This window comes from Virgibacillus profundi, from assembly GCF_002287375.1.
GTDB lineage: Bacteria > Bacillota > Bacilli > Bacillales > Amphibacillaceae > Virgibacillus_K > Virgibacillus_K profundi.
Genome location: NZ_NPOA01000010.1, coordinates 60,097 through 78,056 on the forward strand (window position 1 = coordinate 60,097; position 17,960 = coordinate 78,056).

The 17,960-nt window shown below is 39.0% G+C and carries 11 protein-coding genes; 3 read left to right on the forward strand and 8 right to left on the reverse strand.

The genetic code is table 11. From position 1 onward, the window contains the following. Positions 1 to 2 precede the first annotated feature (2 nt). Entirely contained in the window at positions 3 to 3,098 is a 3,096-nt protein-coding gene (locus tag CIL05_RS14520) for an efflux RND transporter permease subunit (RefSeq protein ID WP_095656272.1), read from the reverse strand. Between the two features lie 105 nt (positions 3,099 to 3,203). On the opposite strand from CIL05_RS14520, the gene CIL05_RS14525 reads away from it, so the two are divergent. Next, positions 3,204 to 4,040 (forward strand): TetR/AcrR family transcriptional regulator, encoded by an 837-nt coding sequence (locus CIL05_RS14525; protein WP_095656273.1) that lies wholly within the window; start codon positions 3,204 to 3,206, stop codon positions 4,038 to 4,040. Positions 4,041 to 4,167: 127 nt separating this feature from the next. On the opposite strand, the gene CIL05_RS14530 is transcribed toward CIL05_RS14525, so the two are convergent. Both CIL05_RS14530 and dacB read right to left on the reverse strand, forming a co-directional pair. Further along, positions 4,168 to 6,291, reverse strand: coding sequence for a glycoside hydrolase family 3 protein (locus CIL05_RS14530; protein ID WP_095656274.1), 2,124 nt, complete (start codon positions 6,289 to 6,291; stop codon positions 4,168 to 4,170). A gap of 143 nt (positions 6,292 to 6,434) precedes the next feature. After that, positions 6,435 to 7,793, reverse strand: coding sequence for a D-alanyl-D-alanine carboxypeptidase/D-alanyl-D-alanine endopeptidase (gene dacB, locus CIL05_RS14535; RefSeq protein ID WP_095656275.1), 1,359 nt, complete (start codon positions 7,791 to 7,793; stop codon positions 6,435 to 6,437). Between the two features lie 215 nt (positions 7,794 to 8,008). Between dacB and CIL05_RS14540 the strand changes: the two genes are divergently transcribed. Beyond that, a complete protein-coding gene (locus tag CIL05_RS14540) occupies positions 8,009 to 8,632 on the forward strand; it encodes a flavodoxin family protein (protein WP_095656276.1) in 624 nt (207 codons plus the stop codon). 45 nt (positions 8,633 to 8,677) lie between these two features. Here the strand turns inward: CIL05_RS14540 and CIL05_RS14545 are convergent, their stop codons facing one another. The 5 genes from CIL05_RS14545 to CIL05_RS14565 form a co-directional block, all read right to left on the reverse strand. Beyond that, the gene (locus CIL05_RS14545; RefSeq protein ID WP_095656277.1) at positions 8,678 to 10,531 is read right to left on the reverse strand and encodes an LTA synthase family protein; all 1,854 of its coding nucleotides are present in this window, start codon (positions 10,529 to 10,531) and stop codon (positions 8,678 to 8,680) included. Next, a complete protein-coding gene (locus CIL05_RS14550) occupies positions 10,503 to 12,140 on the reverse strand; it encodes a GNAT family N-acetyltransferase (RefSeq protein WP_095656278.1) in 1,638 nt (545 codons plus the stop codon). Before CIL05_RS14550 ends, CIL05_RS14545 begins: the two co-directional genes overlap by 29 nt. Then, a complete protein-coding gene (locus CIL05_RS14555) occupies positions 12,137 to 12,673 on the reverse strand; it encodes a glycerol-3-phosphate acyltransferase (RefSeq protein WP_095656279.1) in 537 nt (178 codons plus the stop codon). Before CIL05_RS14555 ends, CIL05_RS14550 begins: the two co-directional genes overlap by 4 nt. Before the next feature lie 817 nt (positions 12,674 to 13,490). Next, entirely contained in the window at positions 13,491 to 14,681 is a 1,191-nt protein-coding gene (locus CIL05_RS14560) for a CaiB/BaiF CoA transferase family protein (protein WP_095656280.1), read from the reverse strand. 107 nt (positions 14,682 to 14,788) lie between these two features. After that, the gene (locus CIL05_RS14565) at positions 14,789 to 16,381 is read right to left on the reverse strand and encodes a long-chain-fatty-acid--CoA ligase (protein ID WP_095656281.1); all 1,593 of its coding nucleotides are present in this window, start codon (positions 16,379 to 16,381) and stop codon (positions 14,789 to 14,791) included. A 236-nt stretch (positions 16,382 to 16,617) separates the two neighbouring features. On the opposite strand from CIL05_RS14565, the gene CIL05_RS14570 reads away from it, so the two are divergent. Then, entirely contained in the window at positions 16,618 to 17,871 is a 1,254-nt protein-coding gene (locus CIL05_RS14570; RefSeq protein WP_095656282.1) for a Y-family DNA polymerase, read from the forward strand. Positions 17,872 to 17,960: the final 89 nt, after the last annotated feature.

Genomic DNA, 17,960 nt, shown 5'->3' on the forward strand with positions numbered 1-17,960 from the left:
TTCTAGTTTTCTTCTATTTCTTTACGGTTTTTCTTAAATAATTTTGATAGTACTTCGTAAACGACAGGTACAATAATCAACGTAAGTAACGTTGAACTTGCCAGTCCGCCAATTACGGTAATACCAAGACCTTTTGAGATCAAGCCACCGCCACCATTGCCAATTGCTAATGGAATCAGTGCACCCATCGTTGCGAGTGCTGTCATTAGAATTGGACGAAGACGTGTTGCCCCAGCTTCCAGAATTGCCGCGCGTAAGGTCATACCACTGCGTTCCATTCGGATAATACGATCTACAAGTACGATTGCGTTTGTTACAACAATACCAATTAACATCAAGAGACCCATCATTACAGATACCGAAATGGTTTCACCAGCAATCAGAAGTCCAACAAATGAACCAATTACTGCAAACGGTAAAGAGAATAATATCGAAAATGGAGCCACACCTTCACCAAATGTTACAACAAGAATGAAGTAAACAATTGCGATTGCTGCAAGCATGGCGATTGCAAGCTGGGTAAATGTTTCTTGCATATCTGCTGCAACACCAGCTACACCGACTTCCACACCACTTGGCATATCAAGCTCATCAATCGCTGAATCAACCTCAGATGTCGCTTTTGATATATCATCACCTATAACCGTTCCAGAAACCGTTGCATGGTATTCATCGTTACTACGTGATAACGTATTTAATGTTGTGTCTTCCTCAACTGTGACAAGTTCAGAAAGCGGCATTGTAGTACCAGGTGCTGTTTGCAGTGGTACAGGCATTGCTAAAAGCTCATCAATTGATTGTGGCTGAGCTGCCTTTTCCTGCTGTACAATCACATCAAGTGCTTCGCCATCTTTTTCAACAGTTGTTAAAACATCTTGTGAAGCAGGTGTACTTAACATTGCAACAATTTGACCTGTCGTCAAACCGTACTGCAGCAGTTCATCCTGTTCCACGTTTAATACATATTCAACATACGCATCCTCTTCACTTGAAGAAACATCTTCAAGGCCATCGTTGTCTTTCATTACACCTTCCACCATAGTAACGGCTTCGTTCAGCTTATCTAAATCTTCACTATAGAAAGTATAACTGACTTCATTTGTTGCCATACCACCCATAGAGGAGAAATCCTGGCTCTTCCATTCGCCGGATTGCCCAATGTTAAACACATATTCTTCGATTTCTTCACGAGCCTCAGGAAAATTATCCATTTCAGGATCAAAGATTAGGTACATTAATGCACCACCAGCACCTCCGCCCATCATTGCTGACATTTCATCCCCGGCTTCAGTTAATGATAATTGAACAATATCGATATCATCATGTTTTAATAATTCTTCTTCAACAACTGCTATGTTATCCTGCGTTTCCTCCATTAATTCACCTGTCTCAGGTGTATAGGTTAAATACATGACTTTTTCTTCTTCACTTCCTAAGAAGCTGAAGCCAATTAATGGTGTAAGCATTAAGCTGCCAACCAACAACAGAATTGCTACAGCTGATGTAATCACTTTATGGTTTAGTGTCCAATCAAGCGCCTTTTTATAACTTTTTGCAAGCTTGCCTTGTTTTTTATGGTGATTACTTTTCATCTTCTCACTGTATAATTTCTTTTTAAATAAATAATGTGACAGTGCAGGTACGATTGTAATCGCAACAAGTAGTGAAGCAATAAGCGCGAATGTCATCGTTAATGCAAATGGCATAAATAATTCGCCAACCATACCACCAACAAAAATAAGTGGTGCAAATACAGCAACCGTTACTAATGTTGAAGATAAAATTGGTTTGAACATTTCAATGGTCGCTTCACGTACAAGTGCTCGGCCTGAAAGTTTCTCTTCTTTTAAGTGAATTCGCCGGTAAATATTTTCCACAACTACAATGGAGTCATCAATTACACGCCCAATGGCTACTGTTATTGCACCAAGTGTCATAATATTTAACGTGATATCCATCCAGTTTAAAAGCAATAATGCCATGAAAATGGATACTGGAATTGAGATAATCGAAATAACTGTCGATTTAAAATCACGTAAGAACAGCATAATGATTAGAACAGCAATCAATCCACCGAATAGTGCTTTTTCAATCATTGTACTAACGGATTCTTCAATTGGTTCACCTTGGTCCAGTGAAATATCAACTACAAGACCATCAATATTCGATTCTTCCTCTTTCACTAAATCTTTCACTGCATTTACAACATCTACGGTATTATTCTGCTGACCCTTTACGATTTGGATCGCAATTGCATTTTCCCCATTGGTGCGGGAAACAGATTGTACTTTACCTACCGTTTCAATTGTCGCAATATCGCTAAGTTTTACAAATGGAGATGGATTAGCTTCAGAAGGTGTGACTGGAATGAGCATTTCTTTCAGTTCATCTTCAGTCATGAACTTGCCATCCACAGATACCGCCTGTTCGCCTTCTTTAAATTCATAAAGTCCTAAAGAAACTGCCATATCACTTGCTTGAATCATTTCTTTTACAGTATCTTCCGTAACTTCAAGTTCCGCCATCTTTTCTTCATCATAGGTGAGTTCTACTTCCTCAATATGCTGCCCCGTGATGGTTGCAGAGGCCACACCGTCAATTTTTTGGATTTTCGGAAGTAGAATGTCATTCACTGTTGATGTCAACTCAACAATGTCTTCTGTTGTACTACTCACACTTAACGCCACAACGGGCATCATATTCATGCTAATAGCTGTAATTGATGGATCACGCGCACCATCTGGCAATGTTACACCATCAATCGCCGCTTCGAGTTCCCTCTTCTTCTCATCCATATCGACGCCATAATCATATTCTACTTGAATATTCGCCATACTGGATGAGGAATTTGAATAAACAGCCTTTATATCTTCAAGGTTCTCAACTGCATTTTCCAATGGTATGGAAACGTCCTCCATAACCTGTTCAGGAGTTGCTCCTGGATATACATCCATTACCATAAGATATGGAATTGAAATATCAGGAATCGTCTCCGTTTTCATTCGTGTCCCAGCGTAAATACCTGAAACAATAACAATGATGGTTAGCAGCCATACTGCAAGTTTGTTTCGCAGGACAAAATTAACTATACCTTTCACTTTTACACCTTCCCCTTATTGACTAATTGGTTCCATTTACTTATAATAATGACTAATTGGTCACGTGTCAATGATAAGAGCGTTGGGAGTGTGGAGAAAATAAAAATGACAAAAAAGCAATTAATTATGGAAAAGTCAATTGAATTATTTGCTTCTCAAGGATTTGATGCTACTTCAGTTCAGCAAATAACGGAACATTGCGGCATTTCCAAAGGTGCGTTCTACTTATCTTTCAAGTCCAAAGATGAATTGATATTGGCGTTAATTGATCACTTTATGATGGAAACCGTTTCCAGTATTGACTGTTTGGTCACAAATGCAAATGATAAAGAGAAACTCTTATATGATTTCTACTATCTATGTTTCGACTCTGTTAACCAGCATTCTGAATCCGCTTTGATTTTTATCAAGGAACAAACACATCATTTGAATGATAAACTTATTTCGAAAATGCATTATTACAATCAACTCATAGAGAAATCAATCCTTTCCATAATTGAATACGTATATGGTGATACTGCGCAATATACCAAGTATGATCTGGTTTATTGTATCCAAGGCTTTATCAAAACGTATATGGAGCTATTTTTCTTCTATAACCTACCGGCAGATTTTGATACATTATGCAAATCTCTTGTAGAAAAAACAAATGTATTAGCTAGGCACACGACTATCCCGTTTTTATCACAGAATCTGATTGAAATGATAAAACAGCCATTGAACACAGGCATTGCAAAGGAACAAATAATCCAAATGATTGAACAAGATATAGATGAAATTGAAGAATCGATTGAAAAGGAATCTTTAATTTTATTAAAAGAGGAACTTAAGGAACCATCATTAAATCGAGCACTTATTAAAGGCTTGCTGGAAAACATTCGGCATCAGGTCCAGTGTAAATCGACATATTACGTGTTGAGAAGTTATTTTGATTTTGATTAGATATGTATTCAATACCACTTCAATGTGCTGACTGCTATCAATTGGTTTTTTCTTTAGGACCAGCAACCTTTTCAGTTAAAAAAAAGATGACTTCTGTTTTCATACAGAAATCATCTTTTTATTACTATTAATATCTCAGTCCATGACCAAGTTTATAAATATTGCCATCACTATCTTCATATGCGTATGTTAGTCCTTTAGGCATATATTTATCTTTGTCATAGCCTGGTACATCATTTCTGGACACACAGTCACCATTCTGATAAACAGCAATTACTTCCTCGCTTGCTGGTAATGTTAATGGTAAAACACCTACTGGTTGACTATTGCCTGCGATAACTTCAAACTGCGCATTGTTGAAGGTATCATATCCAGCAATTAATGCATCCGCCAACGGGTCAACACTTTCAAGAATCCATGGCAATGTCACATTAACACTGATAACCATTTTTCCACCTCGACTATGAATACTGTCCGCCACTTCTTTTAGATGATTCATACCAGTTAGGGTAGTTTCTTGATATAATGATCCATCCAAAGCTGATACTACTTTATCCTCACAAATATCAAGTTCTAAGAGTCCTGGTGTCGCGTTGAAATAAGAGCCGGATTTCGGATGTAAGAACATAATCGCTGTATCAGCTTCTTCATAATTATCAGTCAGTATAAACTGGCCAAGCTCCTGGCATTCTTTTCTTGCTTTATCCGTGTAAGCTGTTGCTCGTTCGGATTCTTTGTGTAAAACTTCCACATAAACCTTCTTATTATTAAGCTTTTCAGCTGTTAATGGTAATGTCTTGCTTTGATTTTTAAGGATTGTTACGGATTTTTTATGCCCGGCATACGCAGCATCCCAATTAGCTTGGTTACTGACGATAGATGTAGCCGCTTCTGGTGAATAATATGTACGCTCATCAAAAAGACCTAAAGTAAACATTTCAGTAAGGAGCCTCTCATTCGCTTCATCAATACGTTTTTCACTAATCCAGCCTTTACTAACAGCTAATTTAAGATTTTCGATATCATTTGTGTCAGCTACAATATCTGTCCCTGCATTGACTGCTTTAGCAAAACGTTCAGCCTCGCTCAAATCTTCAACGCCCCAGCTCATTTTATTTACAATACCGCTGTCACTATTTATATAGCCTTTGAATCCAAGTTTTTCTCTAAGAATATGATTGATGAAATAATGATTAAAAGTAAAACCTACTTCTTCAAAAGGAATATCTTCCTCCTCGAATTCTTGTACGACACTCTTTTTGATACTTGGGATAGAGTAATATGGCATGATCGATGAAGTTCCATGCTCTACCGCTGCCCTAAATGGTGGCAAATGATATTTTTCCAAGCTTCCTGGAGTTGGGTATAGATTCCACTTACCCTCTTCATAATGGGGATCGAATCCATTTTCCCTTGCTCCGCCACCCGGAAAATGCTTTGTTGTCATTGCTATACTATCTTTCCCTAGCTCTTCACCTTGGATTCCGTCGATAAGGCGAGCGATAGCATCAGCAATAAATTCCGAATCTTCTCCAAACGTACCGTATGTTCTTTGCCATCTTGGATCTGTAACGGTGTCGGCCATATACATATAGCCTTTTCGAATTCCACTAGCATTCCACTCTTCACGTACGATTTTAGCAAATTCGCTAATAAGTGACGCATCCCCGCCGTTTTTAATTTCTCCCTGTGCTGCAGCTGCAAGACCTAGGGTACCAGGCCATGTTGAGAATATCCCACCTGCATCATTCATACCAAAAATAGGTTCTGCATTTTCATTTCTTGAATTAGATGTAATCAGGACTGGAATCCCTAAACGGGTTTGCTCAGCTACTTCATTCATTTTATTAATCCACTCTGCCATTTCAGCCGGGCTAAAGTTGTCTCTTAAAATAAAGTGTCGCAGGTTTCTTTTTTCAATCGTATGTGTTGTTCCATATATTTTTGTTGCAGCAAATATATTTTCTCCCTTTTCTACAACTGCTTCATCTAACACACCCTTATGACTGGTTTTCTCCTTATCTTTTTGTGAAAGCCCCATCTGACGTGTGTTAATCAACATCATACCGACCTTCTCATCGATATTCATCAATGAAACAAGGTTCTTTGCACGTTCATTCGGAGTTAAACGCCAATCCTCATATGGATCTAACTTTCCGTCATTATTCAAGTCTTTAAATTTTAATCCATCCACATCAATAATGTTCTTGATTCTGACTTCTAACTCTGGTTGTTTATGACTGTCTTTCACTTTTACGCCTCCTGTAAACTTGGTGTCTCCTTCATAATATCTTCGAGGTGAAACTATTATTTTTACTATATAATGATAATTATACTGAATTTAGTCAAACATCTCTAATGATAAGCGATGAATCTAACAGCCCAGGATATTTACTAATAATTATTAATTATAATCTCCAGCAGCCTGTCCTCGATATCTTTTCCTTCCTCTTCATCAAGAAGGTTATTAATCATTATAGAGAAAATCAGATTTTCCCCATTTTTTGTTTCTGCATAACCGGACAATGTACTTACTCCCAATATTGTACCGGTCTTTGCTTGTACGGTTAATCTATTCATTCTTTCCCGGAGTGTGCCGCCAACCATCCGCTCCTCTTTCCCGGCATTTGGCAGCGAGTTTAGAAATGCCTGAAAGCACCCTTCTCGTTGCATAGCATACAATAAAGTCGAAATCTCATTTGCCGGGATTAGATTACCATGCGAAATACCTGAACCATCCCTAATGACCATTGTATCCTGATTCATTCCCAGCTTGATCATCTCTTTTTCAAGCACCTCTATGCCCTTTTCCCAGCTTCCTTCACCGTGTACGATCTTTCCCATCTCTTTTATTAAAACTTCACCGTGACCGTTATTACTTAATTTCATAAATGGGATTAGTAATTTACTCAAGGTCATGGACTGTTGAAAAAACAACAATTCCGCTTCAATTGGAGCCTTTCTTGTTTTGACAGTTCCTGTCCATGAAATACCTTGTCTTTTTAATGCTCGCTGAAAAAGATCCAATGCATAGCCTGTTGGCTCCCATACGGAAATCCATTCTTTTCTAACCGCTTCACCTGCCCCAATTGCTCCATGTACGGTAATGATGTTTCCGCCGTGCTCCCGAGTAATGATTAATTCATCCTCTTCAGCTGCCTCGGCTGAAATTGCTTCATTAAATACAAGTATATAATCCGTCTCAGGAGATACATGGACAGCAGGTGGCTCCCCTACAGCGCCCGGAGCTACTTCAACGATGACAGAACCCGAGTCAAAATCTTCATTTGGAGAAACAGTTAATGCCGATATTTGTGAGCCGTAATAATAATGCTCGTCACTCCAGTTTAAATCTGCCGAAAGCCTGATGTCATCATACCATTTGTCGTCACCAATGATATCCCCGTTGATTTCAGTGATTCCCTGCTCACGAACCTTGCTTGCAAACTTTTCAAAATCAGATGGAAGCAATGTTGGATCACCTTTTCCTACTAAATAGAGGTTACCCTGGAGTATACCTTCGTCCATTGATCCATCTGTTTTTAATTCTGTGCTAAATCTGTAATCTTCTCCTAAAACATTCAATGCTGCCGCTGCAGTGAGCAGCTTCATATTGGATGCTGGATGCAAACGGATTTGAGACATATGTTCATATAATATCTTGCCACTTTCTGCACAGCGAATACTTATCCCAATCAATGCACCCTGCAATTTCGTTTCATTCTTCAAAAATTGATCCAGTTGTCGTTTCATCAGTTTTCCTCCCCAATACTACCTTTTCTATATATTTCTACACTATTTTGATGATTCCTCTTTTTGCACTGATAGTAAAGCATAACTTTCTTAGGAAATCAGTATAAGTGCAGGCTTTGTGCTTTCGCCATTAAGGCTTGGCGATAAGCCAAGTTTTCTAACCTTCTGTTTAGTTCAAATTGAAATGGGAATAGGATTGAGAGAGGAGGAATAGCATGAGTATCAAAGCATTACTATTAAACTGTTCACTTAAATCAGGAGACAATGAATCAAATACACAAAGCTTGATGAATGAGGCAATTAAAATTTTTGATAAAGAAGGAATCAATTCCGAAGTGATCCGTGTGGCAGATTATCATGTGGCGCACGGAATTTCTGATGATGAGGGAGTTGGCGATGAATGGCCTGGCATTTCTGGGAAAATTAAGGCAGCAGATATTATTGTCATCGGAACACCACTCTGGCTTGGTGAAAAGAGCAGTATAGCCACACAGGTGATTGAACGAATGTACGGAGCAAGCTCATTCACAGATAACAATGGTCAATCTATTTTTTATAACAAAGTTGGCGGTGTTGTTGTTACAGGAAATGAAGATGGCGCAAAACACGCAGCTAGGTCCATCCTTTATGGCTTAACACATATGGGATTGACTATCCCGCCAAATGTCGATACCTACTGGGTCGGCGAAGCCGGTCCAGGTGCTTCTTTTATTGAAGCAGAAGGACATAAAAATGATTTCACAATGCAGCATGTGAAATTCATGTCCTATAATTTGATTCATTTTGCAAGAATGCTTAAGGAAAATCCAATCCCTGCCCGAGGGAACACATTAGAATAAATCAATTCAGGGCTTAGGAGTCTGGGTATTGACCTCCTAAGCTTTTTACTTTTCTTCCCCTGCATGTGGAATGAACCGAAACAAATCCCCAAATATGATATCATCCGAATGCTCCAGCTCCTCACGTGCTGTTTTCAGATAGGAAGAGCACTTATTATTGCTTACTTTCTTTTTAGAACCTCTTTCATAGCAGGTACTCTCTGTATGAGCATAATCCGCTGCAACCATATCCCCATTCCTGAAAATAACTGGCATGTCTGCATCTCTTGTAAATAAATTCTGGCTAAAGGATATCCGATCTTCAGTAGAAACGCCCAATAGATGAAGCAGTGTTGCCCGAATATCAATTTCTCCTCCATTTGTTTCTATTGTTTTCCCCTGTTGCCCCGGGACATGCATGATAACTGGTATCTGCTGCAACTCTAAATGATTGAGTGGTGTATTCTCTTGTCCAAGCAATTCATGGACACCGTCTTCATATTTTTTTGAAATTCCATAATGATCGCCGTAAATCACGAAAATAGTATCTTCATACAAACCTTCTTCCTTCAGTAGCTCAAAAAAACGTTCCAATGCCTTGTCCTGATATCTTACTGTAGTAACATACCGGTTTACAACATCCACTTCTGTTTCGGCTGGCTCGACCAGCTGATCCTCTTCTTCCAATAGAAAAGGAAAATGATTCGTCAATGTGATGAATTTTGCCATATATGGCTCAGGCAGTGAGATGAGATCTTCCATCGACTGCTCAAAAAAAGGAATATCCTTAATCCCATAGTTAATGGAGTTTTCCTCAGTTACGTTATAGTTTTCTTTAGCAAAAAAATGCTCATAGCCAATATTCTCATACATTTGTTTTCGATTCCAAAATTCAGCATCATTTCCATGGAAGGTATATGCATGATAACCAGAATGATCCTGCAAAATATCAGGCAGTGATTCAAACTCATTTTCCGGACGGCGCACGAAAACAGAACCGCTTGGAAGTGGATATAATCCTGTATCAACCATAAACTCTGCATCAGATGTTTTCCCCTGAGCAGTCTGGTCATAAATATTGGAAAAGTAAAAGCTATCCTGAATGAGATCGTTTAGAAATGGTGTAATTTCTTCCCCATTTACTTTTTCATTAATAACAAAATTCTGTGTCGATTCCATACTGATTAGGATTACATTTTTCCCTTCAGCAATTCCAAATAAGTCAGTTTGCGTATTTTCCTCCTCCTTGATATAACTGTTTACTGTATCTGCATCAACTTCACTGGAAAACATTTTTTCAACAGGGGTCATTGCTCCAAATATCATATTGACTACCTGATAATTATACAATCCAAGCGATTTAACAAGCCCCTCCCTGTCATACTCCGTTTCGAATATATATTGATTTTGCGACATACCCAGAATAATAGTAATGACAATTAATCCTATGCCGGCCAGTCCGTATTTTCTTTTGTTTGGCATGTTAATTTGTTTCTTTCTTCTTGAAAATACTATCAATCCAATCACGATAATATCAATAAACAATAAAATATCGAATGGAGAAAGCAATTCCATCGTACTTGCTCCAAGTCCGCCAACATTATTTAATTGCAGCAAAACAGATACTGTTACGAAATCGATGTAAAAGCGATAATAAAGTAAATTGGCAAATAACAGTCCTGTAATCAGAAAGTAAATAATCATTAAACCAACCGGATGAACCTTTTTGCTGAAAAGAAAACTAAATCCGATGAACAGCATAAGGGTTCCAACTGGACTGATAACGAGTAGTAGGATTTCCAGCCAGGATAAGTAGGATAAACCAAAGCCAAATAGCATGACAATGACTGTTTTCACCCATAGGAAAATAATTGCTGATGCGATTATATGATTAGATAAGAATGTTTTCATTTTTTGCATGTTGATTGCCCTTTTCTTTGGAATAATAATCAAATTGTTGCTTAATAATTTCAATAGCCTTCCAGACTTTATCGGGTTCCTGTTTTCCCATTAATGCTAACTGAAACCAATTTCTTTTTATTAAATAACTACTTTCATAGCTTACATGAACACCAAGTTTTTTTAATTGATCACCAAAATCCTTTGCCGATATACCCTCCGGCAAGCTTACAGTAATGATTCCGGGTGAGTATCCTTCGTCACCACGAAGCACTGTCATACCTGATGCTTTAAAATCACGGCGAATCTCCATAGACACTTCTCCGTTCGCTGGCTGCGGATTACATAACGCTGCCTGTAAAGCCGCAAGTCCATTGGATGAATGGGTGAAAGGTACACTACTGGAATCCTGATAAATTCCAAGATCCAAATATGCCGGCACCTGTTTATTTGGTATAATTTCTTCCTGATGAAAAACAAAAGCAAGTCCTGGATAGGATCCCAGTCCCTTTCCACTGACTGTACTTGCCATATATACCCCGCTGAAATCAACTGGAAGAACACCAACCGTACTGCATGCATCAAGGCAAAGCTTCAAACGGTGTTTTTCACAAATTCCCTCCAGATCATTCAAAGGGTAGATATGGCCTGTAGAAGTTTCACAATGAACTGTCCAAAGCCACTGAATATCTGGATTTCGCTTTAATATATTTTCTATGTCATCCAGTCCAATGGCAGTGTTCCATTCCTTATTTATCTGTTCAAAAGAAAGACCCCATCTATTTCCATGATCAATTAATCTATCTCCAAACTCCCCATTGGAAAGTATCAGCCCTCTTTCGTTGGTGGTGGATAAATGTGCTGCAATCATATCATTCGCAAGTGTGCCTGTTCCCACTGCTATCTCCACATACTTTGCCCTGGTGAGCTGACACAGCCTTTGTTGTACGTCCTCAACAATTTCTTGAAATCTATTAGAACGATGGGAAATTGCAGGTTCCTGCCATGCTTTTTTTACACTTTCAGACTGCTCTACAGGACCAGGAAGGAAATTATGGTAAAAGGCTTTCTCTTCTCTTTGAATAAGTCTTTCAAAAAGTCTGGACGCTGATTCAAAGTTCTTTTTCGTTAAATACATTGGCTGATAGGGTGCTTCCTCTGTTCCGACAAGTGGTCCAAACGCTTGAAAGCCGATATGCTTATACAGCTTTGTTTGTCTTGTTGTCCCGGAAATTAATGCCATGTTATATCCTTTTTCCAGACAATAGGAGACAAGCTTTTCACATAATCCATAAAAAATACGTCCACCGCGATGAGCCGGTTTTATTGAAAGCAGTCTGATTTCACAAGCGACAGCTTTGTCAGGCAAATAGGTATCAAGATGATCAAGCTTTTGATCGAGTGAAAAAGGACGGTTTCCTCTAACTGCAATCATCCCGATGATCTCATCATTTCTTTTAGCAATGATATATGTATTTTCGTCATTAAAACGATCGACTAATTTCTTATCATGATTCGCAGTGTGCTGTGGAATTTCTTCCACAAACGTTTCATAATTCAGCTGATGGATTTGCTCTATTTCATCAGCATGCTCCGCAATTTTATATAAAATCTGGTTTGATTTACTCATCTTGGGTCCCCTTTTCTGTGTACAAGTATAACGATAAACAGCATGATTAAAAACATCACCGCCAGCATATATTCTGAAATGATTAACAATGTGATTGGAATGGCAGTAAGTGCAACCAGGCCGGCAATAGTAAAGCTTCTTTTAAGATGCAAGCCTATTAATAAAATCACTCCGGTCGCAATCAGTGTCAAAGGTGTAAGCGTGAGAGCTGCAGCCAAATATACAACAACACCCTTACCACCACGAAATTGGAGCTGCACAGGCCCGATATGCCCGCTTAAAACAGCTATTGCCATACACCCCAATAAGAAGTTACTGGCATGAAACAAATAAGCGGCTGCAAGCAATGGGATGATTGTTTTTAAAGCATCAATAATTACCGTATAAATAAAGGCAGAACGCCCAAATACCCTCCCCGCATTTCTTGCCCCGGCATTTGTACTTCCAAGCTCTCTAATATCCTGGTTTCCAGCCAGTTTCCCCACATAGTAAGCCCCATTCAAACATCCGAATAAGTAAGACAGGAATATCATAATAAAAATAAACAGAGGATCCACCCCTTACTTTTCAAAAATCATATTATTTGTTATTTTACCATTAATCTCTAATTAGGTGAACGGTGTGATTTTATAAGGGGTAAAATTTCTATTGAGAATTTGTCGGTAATTGTATGTTTGTGCGTTACCTGTAAGTACTTTGGAATAAATGAACAAGAAGATCGTTTATAGTTTTATCACATACAAACGATCTCCCTTTATTCTTTTATTAAACCCTTTTTCGCATAGATTGGGACTGCGATTACTCGTCCCATCAAAAGAATTGTTGTTATTCTACACCATAGTTGATGTAAAATGCGAAGTAACTGCTATGTTGATTTCCACTTCGTGCAGTCGCTTTCCGCGGGCACGGCTTCAGTCTCCTCGAGAAAACCACTCTGCGGGGTCTTCAGACACGTGCTTTTCCCGCAGGAGTCGACTGCCCTACGCTCCAATCAACCGCTATAAAAGAGGATATCACTTGTTTGATTCAATTAAGTGGCAGATCACTTTTTGAAGTTGAAAGCATATTGCCAGCGGAGGAAACACACGAAGACTCCTGCGGGAGGAAAGGCCTAGATGAGACCCCGGAGAGCGTCAGCTCGAGGAGGCTCATCAGCCGCCCGCGGAAAGCGAAGTGTGTTTCCGTAGCGGTAGATTTAGCACATATTATCATTAAAAGTTACTTCGCATTCTATAGAAACTACGAAAGTTAAAAAAGCAACAGTATTTTGGTGAGGCAAACAAATTGCAGTCCCAAAGTTTACAAAAAGAGCCTATATTAAAAATTCATAACTCCCGAATAATTGGCCCCTTATTTTTTGATTTCTATCTTCCCAAATAAGTCTTTTTCAATTAATTCTTTGATTTGATTCTCGTCCATACCAATCCGCTTTAAGACATCTATCGTATTTTCCCCGCGTTTTCCTCCAATGTGTTTGTATTTCTGGTTATAGACTGTTGATTTAATTGGTGATGCAATCTGTTTTTGATATGTTCCGTCATTCCGAGGTATATCAACAACCATATTCCGTGCCTTTGTTTGTGGATGCTCTGCAGCCTCGGAAAATGTAAGGACAGGTTCGACACATGCTTCAATCTCACTAAAAGTTTCCATCCACTCATCATATGTTTTTTCCAGAAATGCTTCTTTTACAGCTATTTTAAATGTTTGAATGTCTTCAGTTTTTGTACTTTCAGCCAAATCAATCATGTATGGAATATCTAACGCTTCACATAACTTTTTCCTGAATGGAGACTCAAGGCTTCCAACTGAGAAATACCTGCCATCCTTCGTTTCATAATAATCATAAAATGTTGCCCCATTGAGTTCTGTTCCTTCCGCTTCCGGCTCCCATCCTGCAGTTAAATAACCAGGTCCAAACATAGCATTTAATGCAAAACTGCTATCTGTCATGCTGAGATCAATATATTGACCCTTTCCAGTATTTGAACGGTGGATAACTGCTGTTAAAATAGCAATGACACTATGTAATGACCCGCCAGCAAGATCGGCAATCTGTACCCCCATCGGAGCTGGCGGCTCATTTTGTCGTGCTGAATATCCAGCTATCCCTGCAATAGAAAGATAGTTATTATCATGCCCTGCACGTTCACGATATGGACCAGTCTGACCATAACCAGTAAGGGAACAATAAATAATATTTGGATTTATTTGTTTTAGTGTTTCATAATCCAATCCAAGCCTTTCCATTACACCAGGTCTAAATTGCTCCAGAATAATATCGTAGTCCTGAATAAGACGTTTAACAATTTCAACTGCTTCCTGCTTTTTCAAATCCAAGCTAATTGATTGTTTCGATCGGTTTAAATGCTGGTGTGTTGCGGAATCTTCCTCATCCAATGGTGGAATTTCTCTAATGAAATCCGGTTGATTTGGTGATTCAACCCGTAATACTTCTGCTCCTAAATCAGCCAGCATCATTGTAGCATATGGCCCTGGCAGCAACTTGGAAAAATCAAGTATTTTCATATGATGTAACATATTTTTCTCCCCTTTCCAGAGAAAAACCATTTACCCCAATGCATTAAAACATTGGAACAAACGGTTTTTTAAACTCGCAAACTACATTTACAGCTTTTTTCAATCATCTAATTTACTTTCTTCGGACCTTTCCAATACATTTCCCTCAGGCGAAACTTCTGCAGTTTACCTGTAGCTGTTTTTGGTAAAGCCTCCACAAACTCCACTGCTTTAGGTGCTTTAAAATGAGCCATCTCTGACCGGCAGAAGGAAATAATATCTTCTTCTGTCACCTTTCTATTAGGGTGCAATACGATAATTGCTTTAGGGACTTCCCCCCATTTTTCATCAGGAATGGCAATAACCGCTGTCTCCATTACGTCTGGATGTTTATACAACACCCCTTCCACCTCTGTAGAAGAAATATTTTCCCCTCCGGAAATAATCAAATCCTTGGCTCGATCCTGTATTTCAATGTACCCATCCGGATAGGTAACTGCTAAATCACCTGTATAAAACCATCCGTCCTTCATTGCTTCTGCAGTCTTTTCTGGATCCTTATAATATCCATCCATTACGACATTGCCCCGTGTGACAATTTCCCCAAGTTCTTTCCCATTCCAGGCAACTTCTTCCCCATCCTGATGGATAACCTTTGTTTCTCCATTAAAAGCAAGTTCAATCCCTTGTCTTGCCTTTATTGTTGCCTGTTCATCCAAAGTTTTTTCATCAAATTCTTTTTTCCATTCATTATATAAAATAAATGGAGAAGTTTCGGTCAAACCGTATACGTGAATCATATTTAATCCAAAAATATCCTGCGCCTTTTGAATCAGTGCTGCCGCAGGTGGGGCTCCTGCTGTAGCCATCCGCAGACGTGTTTTGATATTTGCTTCTTTTGCCTTTGGTTCATTTACAAGCATATTAACAACTGTTGGTGCTCCACATAGCAATGAGATGTTTTGTTTTTCAAACAAATCAAGAATTAGCGGGGGATCAACTTTTCTTAAACACACATGAGTTGCTCCGGCCGCCGTGATAGCCCACACACCACCCCAGCCATTTGCATGAAACATTGGCAATGTATGAAGATAAACATCATCATGATTTACACCAAGATGATACATAAAATTGGCTGCATTCAGGTAATTACCGCGATGTGTTAACATGACACCTTTAGGCTTCGAGGTCGTCCCACTCGTATAATTCAATGTCAGCAACTGATTTTCATCTATTTCAACCTCCGGGAGTGCCGCTTTTTCAGGAATATGTTCAAGAAATGATTCATAATCTACTCCTTTTAAGGAAGTATCCTGCCCCGGGACTGAAACGATAACAATCCGCTCTAGTGAGAGATTGTCCACTATTTCCGCAATGGGTCCACTGAACTCTTCATCAACAATTAACATCTTCGCATCACTGTGTTTAATGATATACTCCATATCTGCTGCGGATATCCGATAATTTAGCGGTACCATTACAGCTCCGAGCTGGCAGATACCATAAAAACTTTCCAGCATATAATGTGTATTTGGCAGCATCACCGCTACATGATCGCCTTCTTGTATACCTGCTTCATTTAAAGCAATAGAAAGCCTATTTATACGTTCACCAAATTCCTTATACGTAAATTGCTTCTTTCCATCGATAATAGCTGTTTTTTGCGGATAATATTTTACTGCCCTGCGTTTCCAGTCAAGTGGGGTTAATGCGGAAAACATTATAGTCAACTCCCTTTTAATAGTTTTTTAAATATGCAAACTTTTTACTCTGTATTTTCAGATAACGCTTATAACCTAAATGATAATATACTTATTTACGACTTACAAGAATAATGTGGATAATTTTTTCAATTATTAAATAAGTGGGTTAATATTGCAAGAATAAATTTCCATTGATAATTTTTCAGTTATTGCATATACTTAGAACAAATGTTCCTATGGTGGTGTGAAATACGATGGACTATTCCTCTTATCCTCGCAATGATGTACTTTGTATCGACATGCGTTCATTCTATGCAAGTGTGGAGGCCATTAAGCTAGGGCTTGACCCAATGAAAACATTACTGGCGGTCGTCGGTGACCCAAGCAGGTCGGGAAGTATTGTCCTTGCCGCATCCCCGGAGTTAAAAAGAAAACATGGGATCAGTAATGTTAGTCGTTTTTTCGAGCTGCCCAACGATCCGGATATTCATATTGTTCCTGCTCATATGGCTGACTACCTTCATGTTTCTATTGAAATTACAAAGCTGATTAATCAATATGTGCCAAAGGAAGCGATTCATCAGTACTCCGTTGATGAAGTCTGGGTAACGGTAAACGGCCTGCAAAAGCTTTTTGGTGATCGTTGGGAAGTTGCTAAAAAAATTAAGCAGGACATTCTGAATAACTTTGGAATTACTTCTTCGATTGGTATTGGTGATAATAAATTTCTGGCAAAAGTAGTCATGGATTTACACGGTAAAAAGGCGGATATTGCTGAATGCAAATATGAGGATGTGGAAGAAATGCTATGGCCATTTCCTGTTGAAGATATTTGGGGCATTGGCGGCAGGATGAAGCGAAACCTCAATCGCATGGGTATCGTCACATTGGGGCAGCTCGCCGGATTTAATCTGAAACATCTTAAAAAGCGCTTTGGTATCATGGGAGAACAATTATATTGGCATGCTTGGGGAATTGATCTAAGTCCTGTTTTTGGTGATTTTACGAAGTCAGAACAAAAAGGATACGGGCACGGAATATCTTTATTACGGGATTATTCCAGTGAAGAGGCAGCTGTTTGTATCCTTGATCTTTGTGAAGAAGTATGCCGTCGAGCACGAACCGCAGATAAGGCCGGAAAAACCATTCACCTTGGAATAGCCTATTCAAAAGAAACAGGGGGAGGTGGATTTTCCCGCTCCAGATCCATTGAAATCCCCACAAATGTCACAATGGATATGTACCGGGTATGTATGCAGCTGTTCAACCAATTTTATGATGGAGAAAGTAAAATAAGACGTGTCTATGCAACCCTGGATAATTTATACAAAAAAGAAGAAACACAATTGGATTTATTTGAGGATCGCACCAAAAAAAATGATATTGGTTATGTGATGGACGGGATCCGTGACAGATTCGGATCAACCGCAATTCTGCGTGCTTCCAGTTATACAGATGCAGGGATTACACTGGATCGGAGTGGAAAAATTGGCGGGCATAAGGCGTGATGGTTTGGGGATATGCCTCCCGGAGTTATGCTTCTAAGGTCCCCTCGTTCCAATAATAATGATATAATTACCTCAACATATAGATGAAT

Coding starts and splice junctions, on each gene's coding strand:
- CIL05_RS14525 (WP_095656273.1), top strand. CDS start 3,204: ATGACAAAAAAGCAATTAATTATGGAAAAGTCAATTGAATTATTTGCT.
- dacB (WP_095656275.1), bottom strand. CDS start 7,793: ATGAAACGACAACTGGATCAATTTTTGAAGAATGAAACGAAATTGCAG.
- CIL05_RS14555 (WP_095656279.1), bottom strand. CDS start 12,673: ATGATATTCCTGTCTTACTTATTCGGATGTTTGAATGGGGCTTACTAT.
- CIL05_RS14570 (WP_095656282.1), top strand. CDS start 16,618: ATGGACTATTCCTCTTATCCTCGCAATGATGTACTTTGTATCGACATG.
- CIL05_RS14545 (WP_095656277.1), bottom strand. CDS start 10,531: ATGCAAAAAATGAAAACATTCTTATCTAATCATATAATCGCATCAGCA.
- CIL05_RS14565 (WP_095656281.1), bottom strand. CDS start 16,381: ATGTTTTCCGCATTAACCCCACTTGACTGGAAACGCAGGGCAGTAAAA.
- CIL05_RS14560 (WP_095656280.1), bottom strand. CDS start 14,681: ATGTTACATCATATGAAAATACTTGATTTTTCCAAGTTGCTGCCAGGG.
- CIL05_RS14550 (WP_095656278.1), bottom strand. CDS start 12,140: ATGAGTAAATCAAACCAGATTTTATATAAAATTGCGGAGCATGCTGAT.
- CIL05_RS14540 (WP_095656276.1), top strand. CDS start 8,009: ATGAGTATCAAAGCATTACTATTAAACTGTTCACTTAAATCAGGAGAC.